This window comes from Streptomyces sp. Z423-1, from assembly GCF_013009255.1.
Taxonomy (GTDB): domain Bacteria; phylum Actinomycetota; class Actinomycetes; order Streptomycetales; family Streptomycetaceae; genus Streptomyces; species Streptomyces gossypiisoli.
In genome coordinates this window covers 8,176,814-8,197,563 of the sequence record NZ_CP053109.1, presented here as the reverse complement: position 1 = coordinate 8,197,563, position 20,750 = coordinate 8,176,814, and the positions used below count along the sequence as shown (strand labels likewise).

General features: G+C 72.9%; 14 protein-coding genes and 2 pseudogenes. 9 read left to right on the top strand and 7 right to left on the bottom strand.

The annotated features are described in order from the left end of the window. The first annotated feature begins 95 nt into the window (after window positions 1-95). The 3 genes from HJD23_RS37210 (at window position 96) to HJD23_RS37200 (ending at window position 5,769) form a co-directional block, all read left to right on the top strand. On the top strand, window positions 96-1,508 hold the full coding sequence (locus HJD23_RS37210) for an SWIM zinc finger family protein (protein ID WP_171113068.1): 1,413 nt from the start codon (window positions 96-98) through the stop codon (window positions 1,506-1,508). Beyond that, complete coding sequence (locus tag HJD23_RS37205) at window positions 1,505-4,159, top strand: DUF6493 family protein (RefSeq protein ID WP_171113070.1); 2,655 nt, start codon at window positions 1,505-1,507, stop codon at window positions 4,157-4,159. Before HJD23_RS37210 ends, HJD23_RS37205 begins: the two co-directional genes overlap by 4 nt. A 167-nt stretch (window positions 4,160-4,326) precedes the next feature. Then, window positions 4,327-5,769, top strand: coding sequence for a GNAT family N-acetyltransferase (locus tag HJD23_RS37200; protein ID WP_171113071.1), 1,443 nt, complete (start codon window positions 4,327-4,329; stop codon window positions 5,767-5,769). A 621-nt stretch (window positions 5,770-6,390) separates the two neighbouring features. Here HJD23_RS37200 and HJD23_RS37195 read toward each other — a convergent pair. Continuing rightward, window positions 6,391-7,605 carry a PLP-dependent transferase gene (locus tag HJD23_RS37195; protein ID WP_171118618.1) on the bottom strand — a complete coding sequence of 405 codons (1,215 nt, stop codon included), beginning with the start codon at window positions 7,603-7,605 and terminating at the stop codon, window positions 6,391-6,393. A 114-nt stretch (window positions 7,606-7,719) separates the two neighbouring features. Here HJD23_RS37195 and HJD23_RS37190 point away from each other — a divergent pair, with 114 nt between their 5' ends. Together HJD23_RS37190 and HJD23_RS37185 are read left to right on the top strand one after the other, a co-directional pair. Further along, on the top strand, window positions 7,720-8,211 hold the full coding sequence (locus HJD23_RS37190) for an Lrp/AsnC family transcriptional regulator (protein WP_141310310.1): 492 nt from the start codon (window positions 7,720-7,722) through the stop codon (window positions 8,209-8,211). A gap of 33 nt (window positions 8,212-8,244) precedes the next feature. Further along, window positions 8,245-9,936, top strand: coding sequence for a DUF885 domain-containing protein (locus HJD23_RS37185; protein ID WP_171113073.1), 1,692 nt, complete (start codon window positions 8,245-8,247; stop codon window positions 9,934-9,936). A gap of 8 nt (window positions 9,937-9,944) precedes the next feature. On the opposite strand, the pseudogene HJD23_RS37180 reads toward HJD23_RS37185, so the two are convergent. Both HJD23_RS37180 and HJD23_RS37175 read right to left on the bottom strand, forming a co-directional pair. Further along, window positions 9,945-10,816, bottom strand: a pseudogene (locus HJD23_RS37180) (SDR family oxidoreductase). A 67-nt stretch (window positions 10,817-10,883) separates the two neighbouring features. Then, on the bottom strand, window positions 10,884-11,366 hold the full coding sequence (locus HJD23_RS37175; protein WP_171113076.1) for a rhodanese-like domain-containing protein: 483 nt from the start codon (window positions 11,364-11,366) through the stop codon (window positions 10,884-10,886). Window positions 11,367-11,507: 141 nt separating this feature from the next. On the opposite strand from HJD23_RS37175, the gene HJD23_RS37170 reads away from it, so the two are divergent. The 4 genes from HJD23_RS37170 to HJD23_RS44380 all read left to right on the top strand — a co-directional run bounded on the left by HJD23_RS37170 (window position 11,508) and on the right by HJD23_RS44380 (window position 15,499). Further along, the gene (locus HJD23_RS37170; RefSeq protein WP_171113078.1) at window positions 11,508-11,954 is read left to right on the top strand and encodes an Lrp/AsnC family transcriptional regulator; all 447 of its coding nucleotides are present in this window, start codon (window positions 11,508-11,510) and stop codon (window positions 11,952-11,954) included. A gap of 195 nt (window positions 11,955-12,149) precedes the next feature. Further along, entirely contained in the window at window positions 12,150-12,350 is a 201-nt protein-coding gene (locus tag HJD23_RS37165) for a benzoate/H(+) symporter BenE family transporter (protein WP_171118620.1), read from the top strand. Between the two features lie 113 nt (window positions 12,351-12,463). Then, window positions 12,464-15,133, top strand: a complete 2,670-nt coding sequence (locus HJD23_RS37160) for a glycosyl hydrolase (RefSeq protein WP_171113080.1) — start codon at window positions 12,464-12,466, stop codon at window positions 15,131-15,133. Window positions 15,134-15,313: 180 nt separating this feature from the next. Beyond that, window positions 15,314-15,499: a hypothetical protein gene (locus HJD23_RS44380; RefSeq protein ID WP_171113082.1), complete on the top strand. Its 186-nt coding sequence runs from the start codon at window positions 15,314-15,316 to the stop codon at window positions 15,497-15,499. 101 nt (window positions 15,500-15,600) lie between these two features. Here the strand turns inward: HJD23_RS44380 and HJD23_RS44375 are convergent. The 4 genes and pseudogenes from HJD23_RS44375 to HJD23_RS37140 all read right to left on the bottom strand — a co-directional run. Continuing rightward, a pseudogene (locus HJD23_RS44375) lies at window positions 15,601-15,794 on the bottom strand (IS5/IS1182 family transposase); the annotation flags it as partial. A 21-nt stretch (window positions 15,795-15,815) separates the two neighbouring features. Beyond that, window positions 15,816-18,800, bottom strand: coding sequence for an SMC family ATPase (locus tag HJD23_RS37150; RefSeq protein ID WP_171113084.1), 2,985 nt, complete (start codon window positions 18,798-18,800; stop codon window positions 15,816-15,818). Beyond that, window positions 18,797-19,960: an exonuclease SbcCD subunit D gene (locus tag HJD23_RS37145; protein ID WP_171113086.1), complete on the bottom strand. Its 1,164-nt coding sequence runs from the start codon at window positions 19,958-19,960 to the stop codon at window positions 18,797-18,799. The genes HJD23_RS37150 and HJD23_RS37145 overlap by 4 nt, the downstream gene beginning before the upstream one ends. A gap of 126 nt (window positions 19,961-20,086) precedes the next feature. Further along, window positions 20,087-20,713, bottom strand: a complete 627-nt coding sequence (locus HJD23_RS37140; RefSeq protein ID WP_171113088.1) for a YigZ family protein — start codon at window positions 20,711-20,713, stop codon at window positions 20,087-20,089. Window positions 20,714-20,750: the final 37 nt, after the last annotated feature.

Sequence of the window (20,750 nt, the reverse complement as noted above, 5' to 3'; positions counted from 1 at the left end):
TGCGCGGCACGGTGGTATCCGCTCCAACTCCGCTATTGTCGCGGCGTTTTCGCAGGTCGGAGCCGATTGTCAGTGGTCGCCTCTACGGTTTTCCCATGACGCGATCTTTGCAGGCCGTGGCCTATCGGCGACCCTCCGTGCTGGAGTCCGCGGCGGACGGACAGCGCCTGGGTCTGGAGACCTCACGAGGTGCGACGCCCTCGGGCGTGCGGGACCATCCGCAGTTCTTCGCGGGCTTTCTGACGGCGCCTCAAGTAGCTGCGGCAGGGCTGCTGGCGGTGGCGGACGTGGCGGCCGCGCGGTACTACCAGCGGCAGTTGCGCGCCTCGCTCGATCCGGTGGTGACGGGCAACGGCGACCGGCTCCGCTTCGAGTCGTTCTCCGGCTGTGGCGGGGTGTACGCGCGCCTGGACGTCCTGGAGGCGGGCCTCGACGGCGACGCGGTGGGGCACGGGACGACGAACGTCGACGTCAACAACCCGCTGCGCGAGGCCCTGTCGAGGATCGGCTCGACCGACCCGCTCCACCTCCGGGTCGGCCCGGACGAGCTGGCGGTGACCACGCTGGACGGCCCGGTCGTGGAGAAGAAGGTCCCGCTTCCCGATCGCTGGCTGCGGGGGTTCGCCGAGGCGCAGGTGATCGCCGCCGGTTTCGATCTGCGGGCGGAGCTGCCGGCCGCCGAGGCGGTGCGGTTCCTGCGGTCGCTCCCCCGCGGTGGCGGGCGCGGTGCGTCGGGCGGCGCCCGCTGGGTGGTGCCGGCCGGTCGCGGGCTGCGGCCGAGCACCCGGGCCGTGCCGGGCGCGGTGTGTCTGCCCGGCCCGGAGCGGCTGATCGCGCTCCAGCGGGTACTGCGGCACGCGACGGCCCTGCGCGCGTACGGCCCCGCGGTCACCGGCGGCACGGCCGCCACGGCCGCCGCCTGGGAGGCCGTCCTGCCGGGCATGCGGCTCACCTTGACACTGTCGCCCGACGCCTCGCGCGGGTTCTCCGGCGAGGGCGGCGTCCTCGACGCGCTGGCCACCGACGAGGCCGCCGAGGACGCGGAGCTGATCTCGGTTCTGCTGGCGTGGGAGCCCCGCGTCGACGTCTCCGACCTCGCCGCCGCCTCCGGGCTGACCGCCGAACGCGTCCGGGCCGCCCTCGTCCGCCTCGGCACCTCGGGGCGCGTCGGGTACGACGTGGCGGAGGCAGCCTACTTCCACCGCGAACTGCCCTACGACGCCGAGCGAGTGGAACGGCACAACCCGCGACTGCGGTCCGCCCGCGCGCTGGTGACGGCGGGCGCGGTCGCCCTGGACGGCGCGGTCGCCACGGTGACGGCGGAGGACGGGCATGTGCACCGGGTGCGCGAGCAGGCGGGGGTGCTCAGTTGCAGCTGTCTGTGGTGGGCGAAGTACCGGGGCTGGCGCGGGCCGTGCAAGCACGCGCTGGCGGTGCGCATGGTGCGGCGCGGGATGGCCGCGGAACAGGTCGGGCAGACGGAGCGGGTCGACGGGGGTGTGCGATGAGTGCGCTGATGGAGTTGGTGCGGGCGGGCCGTACGGCCGAGGTGGTGAGCCTGCTGGACGGCATGACCGATGGCGAACGGCGGTCGCACTTCGCCGCGTTGAAGGCGCTGCGCAAGGAGTTGCGGGCGGCGCCCTGGGAGTCGGACGCGCGTCGCGCGTATCCCGCGCTGCTTGTGGCCGGAGCCGCCTGCCAGACGGGGGCTGCTGGGGTGGCGAGCTGGATCGCCGCCGCGGACCTGCGCTGGTCGGGAGCCTCGCCGGGCGTGCTGCTGCACATCCTGAGCGGCCGGGAGACCGACTGGCTGGCGGATGTGACACACCGGCTGGCGCAACGTCGGGTCACCGCCTGGGTGCCGTACGAGCTGATGGCCGGTCTGGTACGGCTCTGTGGCTGTCCGGTGCCGACGACCGACGCCTACGTCCGGGGCTGGGTCGACCACCTGCGCGGCTCGTGGCAGCGCGGGGGCACGCTGCTCGACCGGTTGCGGCAGGACCCGCACCTGCGGGAGCTCGCCGCCGCCCTGTTCGAGACGGACGACATCGGCAGCCGGCTGCAGTGGCCGAACGACGACGGCCCGGACAGCTGGACCGGCGCGCTGGCGCAGCTCACCGTCGAGGGCGCCCTCGACCGCGGGGTGACGGTCGACGCGTGCGTGGCCCGGCTGCTGCGGGGTGGTACGGCCGCCGATCAGCGGGTGTTCCTGCGTCTGTTGAAGTGCCTCGGGCTCACCCGGGACGAGGAGCGGGAGCGGACGGCCGACTGGCTGGCGCTGGCCTCGGACGCGACGTCGACGGTGGCCTCGTACGCCCAGTCCGTCCTCGGAGGCCTGGCCCTGGACGGCGAGCTGGCGCCCCGCCACCTGGCGGAGATGTCGGAAGCGGTGCTGTTCCGGACCGAGAAGAAGCTCGTGCGGGCCCAGCTCGTGCTCCTGGGCAAGGTGCTCGCGCGGGACGCGTCCGCGACCGGAGAGCTGCTGCCGACCGTCGCGCAGGCATTCGGACACGAGGACGCGGAGATCCAGGAGCGGGCACTGAAGCTGGTCGAGCGGCACGTCAACAGGCTCGCCTCGGAGCAGGCGCGGGCGGAGCTGGCCATGGCCGCCGCGCAGTTGATTCCCGGCCTGCGCGCCCGGGCGGTCGGGACGCTGTGCGCGCCGCCTGCGGATCCGGATCCGTTGGGCTACGAGGAGCTGCTGCCCCCGGCACCACAGCCGACACGTCTGGCACCCGCCGCCGCGTCCGCCGTGGAGCTGGCCGAGGAGGTGGGGGCGGCGCTGGCCTCCGAGCCGGGTGTGAGCGGCTTCGAGCGGGCCCTGGACGGCCTGGTCCGGCATGCGCACCAGGACCGTGACGCCCTGCTGGCAGCCCTGGAGCCGGTGATTACCCGACGCTGGTGGGACAGCGCCGACAGGGCCGTGTCGGGCGACCGCTTCGCCGGCTCGTACGGCGCCGTGTCCGACGCCGCCGACGGCCTCGACCTTCTCCTCGCCACCCTGCGCGGCAGGATCCCCACGGCCACACTGCACGCGCGCGTCCAGCGCGGTTCGACCTCCCGTGACTGCGTGCACGGTGCCCTCTTCCGGGCGTTCGAGTGCCGCCTGTGGGAAGTGGCGCACCGGATGCGCACCGATCCGCTGCCCTTCCTGCTGTCCACCCCGACCTGGAGCACGGGTCTGCTGGAACCGGCCGAGCTGGTCGAACGCCTCGACTCCTACCGGCGGCTGGGCGCCCGGGTCGCGGCCACCGACCTCGCGCAGGCCCTGCTTCGGGTGCGCCGGGCGGACCGGGAGGCGGCCGAGTCGGCGGCCCGGCGGGCGGCGGCGCTCGACACGAAGGAAGGAAGGCGGCTCGCCGCCTGGCTGACCTCCGAGGTCCCCGCGCTCCCCACCGTGCGGCGGCGGACTTCGGGTCCGCGCGTCCTGGTCGAGCTCGGCGAGGTGCTCGACCTGCAGGAGGACTTCCCGGCGGAGTTCCGGCCGCTGGGCAGGCCGATGAGCGTCTTCCAGAAACGGGCGTGGTGCCACCACTGGGACGACGACATACGGCAGCACTGGTCGGCCCTGCTCCCGGAGCGGCGCGAGCTGGTGGCGGCGCGGCTGCTGCAGGATCTGTCCGACCTCGCCGTGGACGACGCCCAGGGTGCCGCCGCCGCGCTGCCGCCGCTGGCCGAGTCCGGCGGCGAGGCGGGCGAGGCCGTTCATCTGGGCCTGGCCTACGGGCTCGGGGCACGGCATGAGGAGGACCGGCTCGCCGCCGTGGACGCGCTGCTGGTGCTGGCCGCGCGCGGGCAGTTGGACGTGGTTCGGCTGGGCACGGACCTCGGGCAGCTGGTCCAGTGCGGCGCGGTGAAGACGCAGCGGCTGGCCGAGTCGGCGCGGACGGCGGCGGCCACCGGCGCCAACGCCACCATCTGGAGCGTCCTGAGCCGGACGCTGCCCGTGCTGCTCGCCGATCTCACGACCGGCGGGGCGGCCGCGCCGGCCCGGGGGCTCGGGGAGCTGCTGGCGGTGGCGGCCGAGTGCGCCGAGCGGTCCGGGGCGCGCGGCGATCTGCCGCACCTGGCGCAGGCGGCGACACGGCGTGGCTCCTCGCGTCTGGTGACGCAGGCACGTCGGCTGCGCAATGCGTTGGTCGAGGAGGTGGCCGCATGACGTAGGCCGCTTGGTACAGGGCCTTGGGCGGACAGGCATGTCGTCGCAGGCCACGCATCCGCGGCACGACAGCAGTAGAAAGAGCAACAAAAGGGGCAGATCCACGCTTTACCGATCAGTCACAAAGCGTTCGTGATCACGCAACACCTTTCCTTCACAGTGGGTCCATGAGTCGAAACCTGTCTGATGTGACGCGAGCGAAACACGGCCGCCCCGTGCACCACTGGCGACGGGACGTCGTGGAACTCGCCGCGCTGTTCACCGCCGTCGCGGTGGCGGACGCCGTGGCGAACCTGATCGGCCACGGCCCCGACGGCCCCGCACTGCTGGTGATCTCCGCGATCGTCCTGCTCGCCACGGCGACCTTCCACATCTGGTGGTCACGCCGCCACGGTCACGCACCGCCGACCAGCGATACCGGCGCCCGGCCGCCCTCCCCGGAGCGGCAGGCCGGGCCGTCCGCGCCGACGTCGGCGAACCCGGAGTCCGAGTCCGGGGACGGCGCGCTGTGGCGGATGCGGACGACGGTGAAGGACGAACCCGGTTCGCTGGCCGCGCTGTGCACGGCGCTGGCCGGGCACCGCGTCGACATCCTGAGCCTGCAGACGCATCCGCTGGGTGACGGCACGGTGGACGAGTTCCTGCTCCGGGCTCCTGCCGGGCTCGCGGCGTCCGAGCTGACCCGGGCGGTGTCCCAGGCGGGCGGTACGCGCACGTGGATCGAGCGGGCCGACGCCCACGACCTGGTGGACGCGCCGACCCGGGTCCTGGGCCTGGCCACCCGTACGGCGCTGGACGCCGCCGAAATGCCGCTCGCACTACGGCAGTTGCTCGGCCGGTGCACGATCCGTTCGCTGCCCGCGGCCCCGGTGGGCGGCGGTCGCGCGACGGACGGCGTGCCGGTGGAGGGGGTTCTGGAGGACACCGTGATGCGGCTGCGCGCACCGGAAGGCGGAGTGATCACCGTGGAGCGGCCGTATCTGCCGTTCACGCCGACCGAGTTCGCGCGGGCCCGGGCCCTGGTGGAGCTGGACTCGCGGCTCGGACCGCGTGTCCCGGGCGGCCAGGATGTGCTGACGCTGCCGCAGGGCAACGCCATCACCGTGCGCCGCGCCGACACCGGCGACGTTCAGGCCGCGAAGGAGATGCACGACCGCTGCTCGGCGCGCACCCTGTCGATGCGCTACCACGGGCCGGTCGGGGACGCCGACCGCTACCTCAACCACCTGCTCAGCCCGCGCTTCGGCCGGACGCTCGCCGTGCAGACCGCGTCGGGCCGGATCGTCGGGCTCGGCCACCTGCTGTGGGACGGGGACGAGACGGAGGTCGCGCTGCTCGTCGAGGACGAGTGGCAGCGCCGGGGTGTCGGCGCCGAGCTGCTCGGCCGCCTGGTGGCGATGGCGGTCGAGGCGGGCTGCGAGAGCGTGTACGCCGTGACGCAGTCCTCCAACACCGGCATGGTCGCCGCGATGCGCGGCCTTGGCCTGCCCCTCGACTACCAGATCGAGGAGGGCACCCTGGTGATCACGGCCCGGCTGGACGCGACGCCGGTTCGTCCGGGGCTGCCGTACGACGAGGAGCGGCTCGGCGAGCGGATCGTACGGGAGTGAGGTGACCGACGGGTCGGGGGCGGCACGGTGCTGGACACCGGGCCGCCCCGAGCGGTCCCGGAGTGGTCCCCGAGCGGTCCCGGAGTGGTCCCCGAGCGGTCCCGGAGTGGTCCCCGAGCGGTCCCGGAGTGGTCCCCGAGCGGTCCCGGAGTGGTCCGCGAGCCATCCCCGGCCTCCCCGAGCCATCCCGGAGCGATCCCCGAGCCATCCCCGACCGTCCCCGAGCGATCCCCGAGCACCCCCGACCTCCCCGAGCCATCCCGAAGCGATCCCCCGAGCGGTCCCCGAGCCATCTCCGAGCCGTCCCCCGAGCGGCCCGCGAACCTCCTCGAGCCGTCCCTGAGCGGTCCGCAAGCCACCCGAACATCCCCGAGCCATCCCGAAGCGATCCCCCGAGCCATCCCCCGAGCGGCCCGCAAACCATCCCCGAGCGGCCCGCGAGCCATCCCGAAGCGATCCCCCGAGCCGTCCCCGAGCGGCCCGCGAACCATCCCCGACCGGTCCCCGAGCCATCCCCCGAGCGGCCCGCGAACCATCCCCGACCGGTCCCCGAGCCATCCCCCGAGCGGCCCGCGAGCCATCCCTGAGCCGCCCCGAGCCGCCCCTACGCGTTCTTGCCGCTCACGCGTGCCACACCCCGGCCGACGCCCGCATCCGCGTCGGTGCCTCCCCCAGCGCAGCGTCCAGATCGGCCCACAGGTCCTCGACGTCCTCCAGCCCCACCGACAACCTGAGCAACCGGTCACTGACCCCGGCGCCCCGGCGGTCGTCCGCGTCCACGATGCGGTGGCTGATGGACGCCGGGTGCTGGATAAGGGTGTCGACGCTGCCCAGGCTCACGGCGGGGGTGATCAGACGGACGCCGGCGATGACCTCATGCGGGTCGCCGTGCACCTCGAAGGCGATCATCGCGCCGCCGATGCGCGGGTAGTGGACGCGGGCGACGCGCGGGTCGGCGGAGAGGCGACGGACGAGTTCGGCGGCGTTCGCGGACGCCGCGCGCACCCGTACGGGCAGGGTCGCCAGGCCGCGCAGCAGCAGATAACCGGCCAGCGGATGCAGCACCCCGCCCGTGGCGAACCGCACCTGCCGCAACCGCCCCGCGAACTCCTCGTCGCAGGCGACCACTCCGGCGAGTACGTCACCGTGCCCGCCGAGGTACTTGGTCGCGCTGTGCAGCACAAGTCCCGCGCCCTGTTCGGCGGGGCGCTGGAGTACGGGCGTGGCGAAGGTGTTGTCCACGAGCAGCGGTACCGAGCCGCAGGCGTGGGCGGCGGCCCGTAGGTCGATTTCGGCGAGGGTCGGGTTCGCCGGGGACTCCACCAGGACGAGCCCGGTGTCGGGCCGCAGCGCGTCCGCGATACCGGTCGGGTCGGTCCAGGTCACCTCCGAGCCGAGCAGACCGGCGGTGAGGAGGTGGTCGCTGCAGCCGTACAGGGGACGTACCGCCACGACATGGCGCAGGCCCAGGGAGGCCCGTACGAGCAGCACCGCGCTCAGCGCGGCCATGCCGCTGGCGAACGCGACGGCGGACTCGGTGCCTTCGAGGCGGGCGAGGGCGGTCTCGAAGCGGGCGACGGTCGGGTTGCCCAGCCGGGCGTAGACGGGCGGGCCGTCCGGTTCGGCGCCGGTGGTGGCGAAGGCGTCGATGCGGGCGGCCTCGGCCCGGCTGTCGTACGAGGGGTAGGTGGTGGACAGGTCGATGGGCGGGGTGTGCAAGCCCTGCCGGGCGAGATCGTCCCGCCCGGCGTGCACGGCTTCGGTGGCGAACCTCCTGGCGCGCCCGGCCGCCGACGGCTCGGCCGACCCACGCCACCCCTCAGCCGCCGCTGTCATGTCCCCGGCGTCCACCGCTGCGGCGTCCCCGCTGTCCAGCGCTCTCATCTCCATGCCGCGAAGAGTGAACACCGACCGGGTCTCAGGGGGCCGAGCCCGTGTTACGTTCGACCAATGGCTGAATCTGTCGTACTGGATCCGGTGGATCTCGATCTGCTGCGGCTGTTGCAGAACGACGCCCGGACGACTTACCGCGACCTCGCCGCGCAGGTGGGCGTCGCGCCGTCGACCTGTCTGGACCGGGTGACCCGGCTGCGGCGCGCGGGCGTGATCCTCGGGCATCAGCTGCGGCTGGATCCGGCCAAGTTGGGACGCGGGCTGCAAGCCCTGCTGTCCGTGCAGGTCAGGCCGCATCGGCGGGAGCTGGTGGGGCCGTTCGTGGAGCGGATCCGGGCGTTGCCGGAGTCGCTGACCGTCTTCCACCTCACCGGTCCCGACGACTACCTGGTGCACGTCGCGGTCGCGGACATGGCCGATCTGCAACGGCTGGTGCTGGACGAGTTCACGGCCCGCCGCGAAGTGGCCCGTGTCGAGACCCGGTTGATCTTCCAGCAGTGGGACTGCGGGCCCCTGCTGCCGCCTTCGCCCTCGGCTCAATCCGGGTGACGCGCCGTGGCCCCTCGTATGAGGATGGTCCCCATGTCAGAGACCAAGAGCCCGCTGCCCCGAGAGGTCGCCGACGCATACGTCGACGAACTCATCGCCCTCGACCCGGTCACCGGTACCTATCTCGGCGTGAAGGAGAGTTCGAGTCGCCTGCCCGACATATCGCCCGCGGGCCAGGATGCGCTCGCCGAGCTGGCGCGGGCGACCCTCGCGAAGCTCGACGAGGCCGAGCGCGCGCCCGGCGCGGACAGCGACATCGAGCGCCGGTGTGCGCGCCTGCTGCGCGAGCGGCTCACCGCCGAACTCGCCGTGCACGAGGCCGAGGAGGGACTCCGCTCGGTCGGCAACCTCGGCACGATCGTGCACCCGGTGCGCGAGGTGTTCACCGTGACGCCCGCGGAGACGGAGGAGGACTGGGCCGCGATCGCCCAGCGGCTGCGCGCGGTGCCGGCCGCGCTGGCCGGCTACCGCGACTCCCTCGCGCTCGGTCTGGAGCGCAAGCTGTACGCGGGACCGCGCCCGGTGGCGACCTTCATCGACCAGCTCGGTGAGTGGGCGGACACAGACGGCAGCGGGCGCGGCTGGTTCGAGGACTTCGCCTCGGCCGGTCCCGAGGCGCTGCGCGCGGAGTTGGACAAGGCCGCCCGCGGAGCGACCGCGGCCGTGGTGGAGCTGCGGGACTGGATGCGTGAGGTGTACGCGCCGACGGTCGAGGGCGCGCCGAACACGGTGGGCCGGGAGCGGTACGCCCGCTGGTCGCGCTACTTCAACGGCACCGACCTCGATCTGGACGAGGCGTACGCGTACGGCTGGTCGGAGTTCCACCGCATCCTCGGCGAGATGAAGCAGGAGGCCGAGAAGATCCTGCCGGGCGCCGAGACGCCGTGGGTGGCGCTCGCCCACCTCGACGAGCACGGCAAGCACATCGAGGGCGTCGACGAGGTCCGGCAGTGGCTGCAGGACCTGATGGACCAGGCGATCGATGCGCTGGACGGCACGCACTTCGACCTCGCCGAGCGGGTCCGGAAGGTGGAGTCCTGCATCGCCCCGCCCGGCAGCGCCGCCGCCCCCTATTACACGCCCCCGTCGGAGGACTTCTCCCGCCCGGGCCGCACCTGGCTGCCGACGATGGGGCAGACCCGGTTCCCGGTCTACGACCTGGTGTCGACCTGGTACCACGAAGGCGTCCCCGGCCATCACCTCCAGCTCGCGCAGTGGACGCACGTGGCCGGGAACCTCTCCCGCTACCAGGCGACCATCGGCGGCGTCAGCGCCAACGCCGAGGGCTGGGCGCTGTACGCGGAGCGTCTGATGGACGAGCTGGGCTTCCTCACCGATCCGGAGCAGCGGCTCGGCTACCTCGACGCGCAGATGATGCGGGCCGCCCGGGTCATCGTCGACATCGGTATGCACCTGGAGCTGGAGATCCCTGCGGACTCGCCCTTCCACCCGGGTGAGCGCTGGACCCCCGAGCTGGCACAGGAGTTCTTCGGCGCGCACAGCAGCCGCCCGGCGGACTTCGTGGAGAGCGAGCTGACCCGCTACCTCACGATCCCCGGCCAGGCGATCGGCTACAAGCTGGGCGAACGCGCCTGGCTGCTGGGCCGCGAGAACGCCCGCGAGCGGCACGGCGACGCCTTCGACCTCAAGGCCTGGCACATGGCCGCCCTCTCCCAGGGCTCGTTGGGCCTGGACGACCTGGTGGACGAGTTGTCCGGCCTCTGACGGTCACGTCAACGCCGGAAGCCGCCCTCCGAGTTGATCACCTGACCGGGGATCCAGTCCGCCTCGTCCGTCGGAGCCAGGCGATGAGGCGGACCGGGTCGTCGGGCATGCCCCACCACCCGGCGGGGAAACGCGCGGCGATGGCCGTGTAGTCCTCGCCGGTCAGGTAGCCCGTGTCGACGGGACCCGGATTGACCGTGTTCACCGTGACCCCCTGCTCGGCGAGCGTCGTCGCCGGCGAGCGGGTGATCGAGTCGAGCGCGCCCTTCTGGAGGGCGTAGGCGATCTCGCCCGGCATACCGCCCGCGATGTCCTGCCCCGACGTCATCATCACCACGCGCCCGCCACGGCGTCGGTCCGGCTGCCGGGCATAGACCTGGGTCAGGAGCAGCACGGACCGCGTGTCGACCGCCCAGTGCGCGTCGAGCATGGCGGCGTCGATCGCGTCGAGCGGTCCGTCGGATCCGCTGAGGGCGTGATGGGCGACGAGGATGTCCAGCCGTCCGCCGAGTTCCCCCACGCTCGAACAAAGCTCGCGCGGGGGCATCCCCATCGGCGGCGCCGGTGATCAGCTCGGCGGGCGCGGCCGGATCGGCGAGATCGCCGGGCCCGGCGACGATTCGCGCCTCCGGATCACCGGCGGCCGCGCGCACGGAGGCGACCACGTCCTCGATCCGGTCGGCACCCCAGGGCATGGCGGCATCGTGCGGCGGCACATGGTGATGCAGATCGACGCTCGCCCCGTACGCGACGAGCCGCCGGGCCACGGCATGCCCGATGCCACCGCGTCGGCTGGCCCCGGTGACCAGGGCGGTACGGCCGCGCAAGGCAGGGCGTCGCGGTCGAGGTCTTCAGGGCAGGGATGCGGCAGGTGAGGCATGGTCAATCATGATGGGCGACGAGCGGACGGGACGCACCCGGCTTTCACACCGCCGGTGGACACGACATCAGCATCCGCAGTCCTCCGCGCGCACCGGCGCCGTCAGCGGATCGGCGTCCCGCCGCTCACGCCCCTGCCAGGTCTCGTACGCGAAGCCCTCGCGCGCCCAGTACTCGAACCCGCCGAGCATCTCCTTGACCTGGTAGCCGAGTTGGGCGAGGGCGAGCGCGGCACGGGTGGCGCCGTTGCAGCCGGGGCCCCAGCAGTACGTCACCACCGGCACCGACTTGTCGAGGAGTTGCTCGGCCCGCTCGGGGATGAGCGCGGTGGGGAGGTGGATCGCGCCGGGGATGTGGCCCTGGTCCCAGGACTCGGTCGAGCGGGAGTCCACGACGACGAAACCGGGGTCACCGTCGGCCGCGAGCGCGGCGGCCACGTCGGAGACGTCGGCGTGGAAGGCGAGGCTGGCGCGGAAGTGGGCGGCGGCCTCGGCCGGGGCGGCGGGGGCGACGCGCAGGACGGGGTTGGCGGCGGTCGTGGTGCTGCTCATCGACGGGCCTTTCCTTGGGCAGGCTGAGGAGTCATCAGGGATCCGGTGACCAGAAATCTACGTCCGTTGATCAACACCCTGAAGGAACAATCCCCGGCGTCCCCCTTGATCAGCCGGGGTTTCCCCTGCTATCCATCCGGGATGACCGCGTTTTCCCCGGACGCCACCGACTGGCGCCTCCTCGACGTCCTCCAGCGGGAGGGCCGGGCCAGCTTCGCCGAGCTGGCGCGTGCCGTCTCGATGTCCGCGAGCGCGGTCACCGAGCGGGTGCGGCGGCTGGAGGAGGCGGGCGTCATCCAGGGGTACGCCGCCGTCGTGGACCCCGAGCGGCTGGGGCTGCCGATCCTGGCGTTCGTCCGCCTGCGCTATCCGACCGGCAACTACAAGCCGTTCCACGACCTCGTCGCCGCGACGCCCGAGATCCTGGAGGCGCACCATGTGACGGGCGACGACTGCTTCGTCATCAAGGTCGCCGCGCGCTCGATGCGGCACCTGGAGGAGGTGTCGGGCAGGATCGGCGCGCTGGGTTCGGTGACCACGAGCGTCGTGTACTCGTCGCCCCTGCCCAGACGGCCCCTTGGTCAATGACCGGCGCCGCGCTGCCGCAGCACCGACCCCGATCTCCCCTTCACCACCTCCAACTGCGCGTGGATACGCCGCCGCAGGTCGGCGCCATGACTCACTGCGCGAGCGGGACTGCAGCGATCAGGCGGCGGTCTTTGCCTCATCCCGAGGGGCGGGCGCCCTCAGCGGCACGTTGGAACCCGGTGAGACGCAGGTGGCATCGCCGGGATCGGACTGCTCGCCACCATCTCCACCTCGCTCACCGCCGCCCTCTCGGACGGCGACTGGCGCGAGCCGGCCGTTGTCACGTTTTTGGCAACGGTCTCCCTGACCGGCAAGAAGCGTCAACGCCACCCTACGGTGTCACCGGCTTCGCGGACTGTGGGAGCCTGCCCCAGCAGTCCGGTGCTGCGCCGCTGAAGATTCTTTTACATACTGATTGCCATTTTCAGATCCCCCACAACTCCCCTTTGATCAAAGCTGTTTCACAGCAAGTGTCATGTGCACCACGCGCTTCTTAGGGGAGGCACTTCATGGCAGTAAGCGGTCGGCGAGCGAGACGCATATGGGCGGTACTCGCCACCTCCGCCGCACTGGGCCTGACCGTCACTCAGGCCCAGGCGGCACCCGGCGGCGACGATCCGTTCGGCGTCCGCACCCTGGACGAACGGGCCCACCTGCATGAACAGCAGGGGGGCCTGTCCCTTTCGGCGGAGGAGGAACCAGGGGAAGAAGGACCAGGGGAAGAGGAACCGGGAGACGGCGGCGAGGAGAACGAGCACATCGCCGCGCGGGCCGAGGAGTACGCCCAGGCCCGCACCGCGCCGGGCGGCATCGTGGCGCCGGGCGCCTTCGGGGCGGCGTACGGGGAGATGCTGAACCTGCCCAGCACCAAGGGCGGTTGGCGCAACAACACCCGGCTGCCGTACGACGCCGACGACCCCCGCTACCGGGACATCAACTCCAACTCCAGTGGCGGCGCGGGCAAGGTGACCGGCCGGGTGACCGGCATGGCGGCCGACGACCGCGGCAATGTGTACGCGGGCTCGGCCAACGGCGGCGTGTTCCGGTCGCGGACCGGCGGCGGCCACTGGACGAACATCTCCGACGAGTTGCCCGCCCTGTCCACCGGCGACCTCCAGCTCGACCCGCGCGGCCGCCTCTGGTACGCCACCGGAGAGGCCAACACCAGCGCGACCGCCTTCCTCGGCACCGGCGTCTACGTCCTGAAGGACCCGCGCCACGGCAAGTTCAGCCGGCGCGACCGGGTCGGCGGCGACGAGCTGGAGTCGACGTCCATCAACGCGCTGCGCTTCGCCGGCGACAAGGTGTGGGCGGCGACCACGCGGGGCGTGTGGAGCCACAGCACCAAGACGCTCAAGGGCGCCTGGAAACTGGAGTTCGCGCCCAACCCGGACTATCTGCCGGGCGGCCCGAAGGACGACGACGAGAACGCCGCGTACAAGAACATCGCCAGCGACATCGCCATCGATCCCAAGGACCCGAGCAAGGTCGTCCTCGCGATCGGCTGGCGCAGCGGCGACAGCTACAACGGCTTCTACACCAAGGGCCGTAGCGGCTGGGAGCGGCTGACCGACCTCGGTGAGCTGCCGACCAACGCGGAGGACGTCGGCAACGTCAGCTTCGCGCGCAGCGCGGACGGGTCGCGGTACTACGCCATCGACCAGTCGCCGCAGCAGATGGCCACCAACCCGGACAGCGGCCTCGCGGGCATCTACGTCTCCAAGTCCGGCTCACCGACCGGCAAGTGGACGAAGATCGCCGACTACAAGCAGCTGCGTGACTCCGGCTCGGCGCTCACCGGCGACGGCTACCAGCCCGGCATCCAGGCCTGGTACAACCAGTTCCTCACCGTCGACCCGAAGGACCCGGACCATGTGTACGCCGGTCTGGAGGAGGTCTTCGAGACCAAGGACGGCGGCAGGACCTGGACCGTCCCGGGCCCGTACTGGAACTTCGGCTTCGACTGCTGGTCCATCGACCCGGCCAAGCAGTCCGGCGACTGCCCGCAGACCACGCACCCCGACCAGCACGCGGTGGCGATCGGCAGCTACTACGGCAAGCCGTACGTCCTCGTCGGCAACGACGGCGGCGTCTACCGGCGCCCGGTGAACGGCAGCGCGAACGCCGACGGTCACGCCACCGACTGGACGTCCCTGAACGACGGCACGATGGACGCCCTGCAGTACTACTCGGTGGGCGTCGGCATCGACCCGGACAAGCGCGGCATCGCCATCACCGGCGGACTGCAGGACAACGGCCAGTCGATGCTGCGGCCCGGCGACCGCGTGATGGGCTCCAACTTCGGCGGCGACGGCGGCGACACGCTCACCGACCCGGACAACGGGTGCAACATCGCCGAGGAGTACGTCTACCTCTCGGTGTCCGTCACGCAGAACTGCGCGGTGAACGACGGCAGCTGGATCGACGACCCGTCGAAGGTCACGTCGTATTCGGTCGCGCCGCCCGACAGCGAGACGGCCGAGGCGCGCTTCATCGCGCCGCTGAGCGCCGACATCAAGGACAAGAACACCTGGGTCGCGGGCGGCCGCCACATCTGGATCAACACCAAGGGCTACGGGATCCGCAGCGGCGACGAGTGGTTCGAGGCCTTCGACCTGGGCGAGGGCCGCACGGCCACGGCGGTCGCGTCCTCCGGCGGCAAGGTGTACGCCGCCTGGTGCGGCCCCTGCAACAACCAGGGCTTCGCCCGGGGCATCGCGGTCGGCAACGCCGACGGCACCGGCTGGCACGAGCTGAACCTGCCGGCCGAGAGCACGGTCCCCAACCGCTACCTGTCCGGTCTCGCCGTCGACCCGGCCGACTCCGACCACGTCCTGCTCGCCGTCAACGGCTTCTCCCGGAAGTGGACGGAGGGCCCCGGCGCGGGCGTCGGCCACCTCTTCGAGACCAGGGACGGCGGCGCGACCTGGAGGGACATCTCCGGCAACCTGCCGGACGTGCCCGCCAACTCGGTGGTCCTGCTGAAGAACGGCACGATCGCCCTGGGCACGGACCTCGGCGTCCTGGTCCGCACGCCGAAGTCGTCGGGCTGGAAGGTGGCCGGCACCAACCTGCCGACCACCGCCGTACTCCAGCTCAAGACCGGCCCGGACGGGCGCCTGTACGCGGCCACGCACGGACGCGGGATCTGGTCCATCGATGTGCGGCGTCTGCGGTGATCCTCCAGCGTACGGCGGGGTCGCGGTGACGTGAGCCGGAGCAGCACGACCTGACGTGCGGAGGCGGGGAGAGGGGCCTGCGGTCCGATGGACCAACCAGAGGACCGTTCGGCCTCCTCCCGCTCCTTTTCGACGCGTGGCCGTGCGCTCCGCTCACTTGGGGGCGCAGGTATGAGTGCTATGCCCTCCGACACCCGGATCACGCAGACCGTCGACGAAGGCCCCGAGGTGACCCTGTACGTGGTCGAAGGCCGGTGGACTGCCGCCGCGGCTTCCCTTGCGAAGCCGGTGACCGCGTTGGCCCGCCGGGATCGGGATGACCGCCCGGATCCGGCGTTTGCGCAGGTGTTCGCGGATGACGCGTGAGGAGCACGTCTTGTCGGCCAGGACCACATTGGGCCGCGTGCGAGGCCGCCCCACGGGCGGGGAACGCACAGGCGAGCCATCACGTCGGGGAAGGCAGGTGCATCGCCGGCTTGCCCGGCAGTCAGCGCGAAGGCCGGCGGCCGGCAGCGGTCGTCGGCTGCGAGGTGGACTTTCGTCGTCAGTCCTCCGCGGGACCGGCCGATGGCATGGTCGTGCGGCTCGCCGGCCGTGCCCCCTTTTTCCGAGCCCCCGCCGCGTGCTGATGCGCGCGCACGATCGTAGAGTCCACCGAGACTTCGCCGGCGCGCCCCCTCGGTCAGTGACCGCGCTGCCGCAGCACCGACCCCGATCTCCCCTTCACCACCTCCAACTGCGCGTGAATCCGCCGCCGCAGATCGGCCACATGACTCACGATGCCGACGCTCCGGTCCCGCTCGCGCAGTGAGTCGAGCACGTCGAGGACCTCGTCCAGGGTCTGGTCGTCGAGGCTGCCGAATCCCTCGTCGATGAAGAGGGTGTCCAGCCGCACCCCGCCCGCCTCGTCGGTGACGACGTCCGCGAGGCCGAGGGCGAGCGCGAGTGAGGCGAAGAACGTCTCGCCGCCCGACAGCGTCGAGGTGTCCCGCTCCCGCCCGGTCCAGGCGTCGACGACATGGAGGCCGAGGCCACTGCGCCCGCGCCCCGACCGGTCGTCGGAGTGGACGAGGGTGTAGCGGCCGGAGGACATCCGCTGCAGCCGTACGGTCGCGGCTGCGGCCACCTGCTCCAGGCGAGCCGCGAGGACGTACGACTCCAGCCGCATCCGGCGTTCGTTCTCGGCGGAGGTGCCGGCGGCGAGCGCGGCCAGCCGGGCCACCCGGTCGTACTCCTCGCGCAGCGGCGCCAGCCGTCGTACCCCGGCGGCGGCCCGCGCGGAGAGCCGGTCGAGTTCGGCACAGCGGCGGGCGGCGGCATCGCAGGCGGAGGCGGCGTCGCGCACCCGCTGTTCGGCGGCCGCGGCGGCATCCTCGGCGGCGGCGAGGTCGGCGGGCGGCTGCTGGGCGGCGGCCGCGGTGTCGGCCTCGGCGAGGACGGCCCGTACGGCGGCCTCCTCGGCCTGCCGGGCGTCGAGCCGTCGTTGCAGCTCACGGTGGGCGGCGGCGTCCAGCAGGGCGGCGGCCGCGGCCTGCGGGGTGTCGAAACCGGCGCGGAAGGCGGCGTCGGCGAGGCGGGCGTCGGCGTCCTTGAGGCGTTGGGCGGTGTCCTCGGCGTGCCGCGCGGCCTCGGCCGCCTCGGTGAGCCGGGCGACCCGGTCCTCGAGTTCGGCGGCCCGCGCGGCCACGCTGCCGGAGGAGCCCCGCGCCTGCGCCAACTCCCCTTCCAAGGAGGTCCTCTCCCGGTCCAGGGCATCGCGGCGGGCCAGCCGGGACGCAGTCCTGAGCTCGGCCTCCCTGCGAGCGGCGGTTCTGCGCTCGTGCTCCTGCTCGGCCCGGCGCAGTTCCTCGCGCGCGGCATGCAGCCCGGACGCCGACTGCCGCGCCTGCGCGTGCAGCCGCTCCAACTCCTCGGCAGCGTCGACGAGTTGGCTGGTTGGCGTGTCGCCCGCCTCGGCGGTCGCGGCGGCCAGTGCCTCGCGCACGACGCCCAGACGGCGCTCGTCCTCGGCGTGTGCCTCCTCTGCGCGCTGATAGGCGACGAGTGCGCGCTCCTCGGCCTCCCGGTCGACGTGCCCGGCGACCTTCCGCGCGGGGGCGGGGTGCTCGGTGGCGCCGCAGACGGCACAGGGTTCGCCGTCCCGGAGTCCTGCGGCCAGCTCGGCGGCGATGCCGTTGAGGCGCTGCTCCTTCAGGTCGAGCCAGTGCGCACGCGCTTGGAGCGCGCGCTCGCCCGAGGCGAGGGCCTGTTGCTGGGCCTGCTCGGTGTCTCCGGCCAGCTGGTCGCGCATCCGTGCGGCGCCGAGCCGCTTCTGCACCGGCTCACGGCGCACAGCGAGTTGCTCTGCTTGGGAGGCGGCCTCCTGGGCGGCGTCGATACGGTCCTGGAGTCCGGCCCGTGTCGCCTCCCACCCGGCGAGCCAGACCTCGGCCTCGTGCAGCACCTCCTCGTCCGCGCGCTCCTGCCGGTCCAGGCCGGCGCGCTCCGCGCGGACGTCGGCCAGCCGCCGCTCGGCCCGGCGGGCGGAGTCCAGCCCGCCCAGCTCCTCGGCGGTCCGGCGCGCGGCGGCCGCGAGCCCGGCCGCGCCCGCCTCGGCGAGGCTCGCCGGCAGCGCGGCACGCGCGCGTGCCTCCGCCGCGGCCGCCGCGCGGTGCTCGGCGTCGGCCGCCTCCCGCAGCTCCAGCGCGGGCGCGACCGCCTCGGCCTTCCGAGCCCGCTCCATGCGCTGCCGGTCCGCCCGATGGGCGTCGCCGCGCTCCTCCAGCAGCCGGGCCCGCTCCCGCGCGTCCGCGAACCGCCGCTGGAGGCGGGCCACTTCGCGTACGTCGTCCAGGGCGCGGTCGGCCGCGCCCCGGGCGGACTCGGCGGCGGCGAGCCGGCACCGGGCGACCGTCAGCTGTTCCCGCGCGGTGCTCCGGGCGACGGCGGCGGCGGTCAGCACGGCCTCGGCCAGCCCCGGATCGCCGGGCGCCAGCTCGGGCAGCTCCATCGCGCCGCCCGCCGCCTGCTGCATGCGGTGGGCGTCGGCCAGCAGTTCCGCGTCCCCGTCGCGCACGCCCGCCTCGGTGGCGCGCCGGCGCTCGGCGAGCCGCTGCTCGACCTCCGCGAACCGATGGGTGTCGAAGAGGCGGCCCAGCAGCCGGCCGCGGGCCTCGGCGTCGGCGCGCAGGAAGCGTGCGAAGTCGCCCTGCGGCAGCAGGACGACCTGGCAGAACTGCTCCCGGCTCATGCCGAGCAGCTGGGTGATCTCCTCACCGATCTCCTGGTGGGAGCGACTGAGGTCCTTCCAGGAGCCTGCTTCGTACTCGCGCAGCCACGTCTGGGCCTTGTCCAGGGTGGTGCCCGTGCCGCGCTTCTTGGGGCGTTCCCAGGGCGGCTGCCGGGTGACCTCCAACCGGCGTCCGGCGACGGTCAGTTCGAGCGTCACGGACGTGCGCGCGCCGGGTGCGGCGTGGTCGCTGCGCAGGGCGGTGCCCTGGCCGTTCTGCCGGGCGCCCGGTACGGAGCCGTAGAGGGCGTAGCACACGGCGTCCAGGACGGAGGTCTTGCCCGCGCCGGTCGGTCCGTGCAGCAGGAAGAGTCCCGCGGCGGACAGTTCGTCGAAGTCGACGCTCTGGTAGCCGCCGAAGGGACCGAAGGCGGTGATGTCGAGCCGGTGCAGCCTCACCGGGCCACCTCCCGCAGGGTCTGGTCCGCGCGCACGGCGTCGAACGCGTCCCGCAGCACGGCCTGTTCGTGCTCGTCGGGCCCCGCGCCGCGCACGTGTGCCACGAAGTCCTCGGCGATCTGCTGGTCGCTGCGGTCTGCGAGACGGCTGGCGTACGACACCTCGGGCTCGTCGGGGGCCCGCTCGGGGGCGAAGACGAGGCTGAGGGTGTGGGGGAAGCGTTCGGTGAGGCGGGCCATGGGGTCGGCCGGGCGGACCGGGTCGGTGAGGGTCGCCTCGACCCACGCCTCCTCGTGCCGGGCGAGCGCGGGATCGGCGAGCAGTTCCTCCAGCGGCCCCCGGATGCGGGCCAGCGGCCGCGGCACGGGGCAGTCGACGCGCTCGGCGGTGACGGACCCCTCGGCGTCGAGGTCGACGAGCCACATGCTCTTGCGGTGCCCGGCCTCCGAGAAGGAGTAGGCGAGCGGAGAGCCCGAGTACCGCACGCGCTCGGTGATGGTCTGGCAGCCGTGCAGATGCCCGAGGGCCACGTAGTCGACGCCGTCGAACACTCCGGCGGGCACGGCGGCCACGCCGCCGACGGTGATGTCCCGCTCGCTGTCGCTTGCCTCCCCGCCGGTGACGAAGGCGTGCGCCAGGACGACGGACCGCGTGCCACGCGCGCGCGTGGCGAGATCGGAGCGGACGCGGCGCATCGCGGCGGCGAGGACGGCCTCGTGTCCCGGCTTGTCGACCCGGAACTCGTCCTTCACCAGGGCGGGTTCGAGGTAGGGAAGGCCGTAGAACGCCACGTCCCCGTGCTCGTCCGCCAGGATCACCGGCATTCCGGCCGCGGAGGGGTCGGTGCACAGGTAGATGCCCGCGCGCTCCATCAGCCCGGCACCGACGCCGAGCCTGCGCGCCGAGTCGTGGTTCCCGGAGATCATCACTGTCGGCACGCCCAGCTCGGCGAGGCTGTGCAGGGCGTAGTCGAACAACTCGACCGCGGCGAGCGGCGGCACCGCCCGGTCGTACACGTCCCCCGACACCACCACCGCGTCCACATCGCACTCACGCACGGTCGCGACGAGATGGCAGATGAACTCGTTCTGGGCGTCGAGCATGTTCACCCGGTGGAACGCCCGGCCGAGATGCCAGTCGGAAGTGTGCAGCAGTCTCATGATCCCCGAGACTAACGGCCGGGTCTGACACCACGGGCGGTTACTCCTGTATCGCCCCGTCATGACCGGCGCAGACCATGTCCGTTACGGGCATTTGACCCCGTTTACCGCGGAAAAGCCCCCGAACTAGGCGTCCCCGTACGCCTCCCCACCCAACTCGAACCCCGCCGCCCCCGCGGTGACGTCCGCGAGCCATGCCCGAAACGCGTCCACGTCGGCGTCCGGCAGCCCGATCTCGATCGTGACCGCCTCCCCGTAGCGCACGTCGCGCACCTCGCGCCCGGTGGCGCGCAGGTCGTTCTGGACCTTGCCCGCACGCTGGTGGTCGACGGTCACCGTGGCCAGCCGGAAGCGGCGCCGGGTGAGGGTGCCGAGGGCGTCGAGGGCCTCGCCGACCGCTCCGCCGTAGGCGCGGATGAGCCCGCCCGCGCCGAGCTTGACCCCGCCGTAGTAGCGGGTGACGACGGCGACGACGTACCGCATGTCGCGGCGCAGCAGCATCTGAAGCATGGGGACGCCGGCGGTGCCGCCCGGTTCGCCGTCGTCGCTCGCCTTCTGGATGGCGGCGTCGGCGCCGATGACGTACGCCCAGCAGTTGTGGGTGGCGTCGGCGTGCTCCTTGCGCACGGCGGTGATGAAGGCCTGGGCCTCCTGCTCGGTGGCGGCCGGGGCGAGGGCGCACAGGAAGCGCGAGCGGTTGACCTCGGTTTCGTGCACACCCGCGCGGGCGACGGTGCGGTACTCGTCCTGCATCCGGCCAGCCTATGCGCTACGCGCGCGTGCCCCGCGA

What these genes read in the sequence shown, in the direction of transcription:
- HJD23_RS44380 (WP_171113082.1), top strand. Translation starts at nt 15,314, where the DNA reads ATGCCCTCCGACACCCGGATCACGCAGACCGTCGACGAAGGCCCCGAG.
- HJD23_RS37185 (WP_171113073.1), top strand. Translation starts at nt 8,245, where the DNA reads ATGTCAGAGACCAAGAGCCCGCTGCCCCGAGAGGTCGCCGACGCATAC.
- HJD23_RS37210 (WP_171113068.1), top strand. Translation starts at nt 96, where the DNA reads ATGACGCGATCTTTGCAGGCCGTGGCCTATCGGCGACCCTCCGTGCTG.
- HJD23_RS37195 (WP_171118618.1), bottom strand. Translation starts at nt 7,605, where the DNA reads ATGACAGCGGCGGCTGAGGGGTGGCGTGGGTCGGCCGAGCCGTCGGCG.
- HJD23_RS37175 (WP_171113076.1), bottom strand. Translation starts at nt 11,366, where the DNA reads ATGAGCAGCACCACGACCGCCGCCAACCCCGTCCTGCGCGTCGCCCCC.
- HJD23_RS37200 (WP_171113071.1), top strand. Translation starts at nt 4,327, where the DNA reads ATGAGTCGAAACCTGTCTGATGTGACGCGAGCGAAACACGGCCGCCCC.
- HJD23_RS37160 (WP_171113080.1), top strand. Translation starts at nt 12,464, where the DNA reads ATGGCAGTAAGCGGTCGGCGAGCGAGACGCATATGGGCGGTACTCGCC.
- HJD23_RS37170 (WP_171113078.1), top strand. Translation starts at nt 11,508, where the DNA reads ATGACCGCGTTTTCCCCGGACGCCACCGACTGGCGCCTCCTCGACGTC.
- HJD23_RS37205 (WP_171113070.1), top strand. Translation starts at nt 1,505, where the DNA reads ATGAGTGCGCTGATGGAGTTGGTGCGGGCGGGCCGTACGGCCGAGGTG.
- HJD23_RS37190 (WP_141310310.1), top strand. Translation starts at nt 7,720, where the DNA reads ATGGCTGAATCTGTCGTACTGGATCCGGTGGATCTCGATCTGCTGCGG.
- HJD23_RS37145 (WP_171113086.1), bottom strand. Translation starts at nt 19,960, where the DNA reads ATGAGACTGCTGCACACTTCCGACTGGCATCTCGGCCGGGCGTTCCAC.
- HJD23_RS37140 (WP_171113088.1), bottom strand. Translation starts at nt 20,713, where the DNA reads ATGCAGGACGAGTACCGCACCGTCGCCCGCGCGGGTGTGCACGAAACC.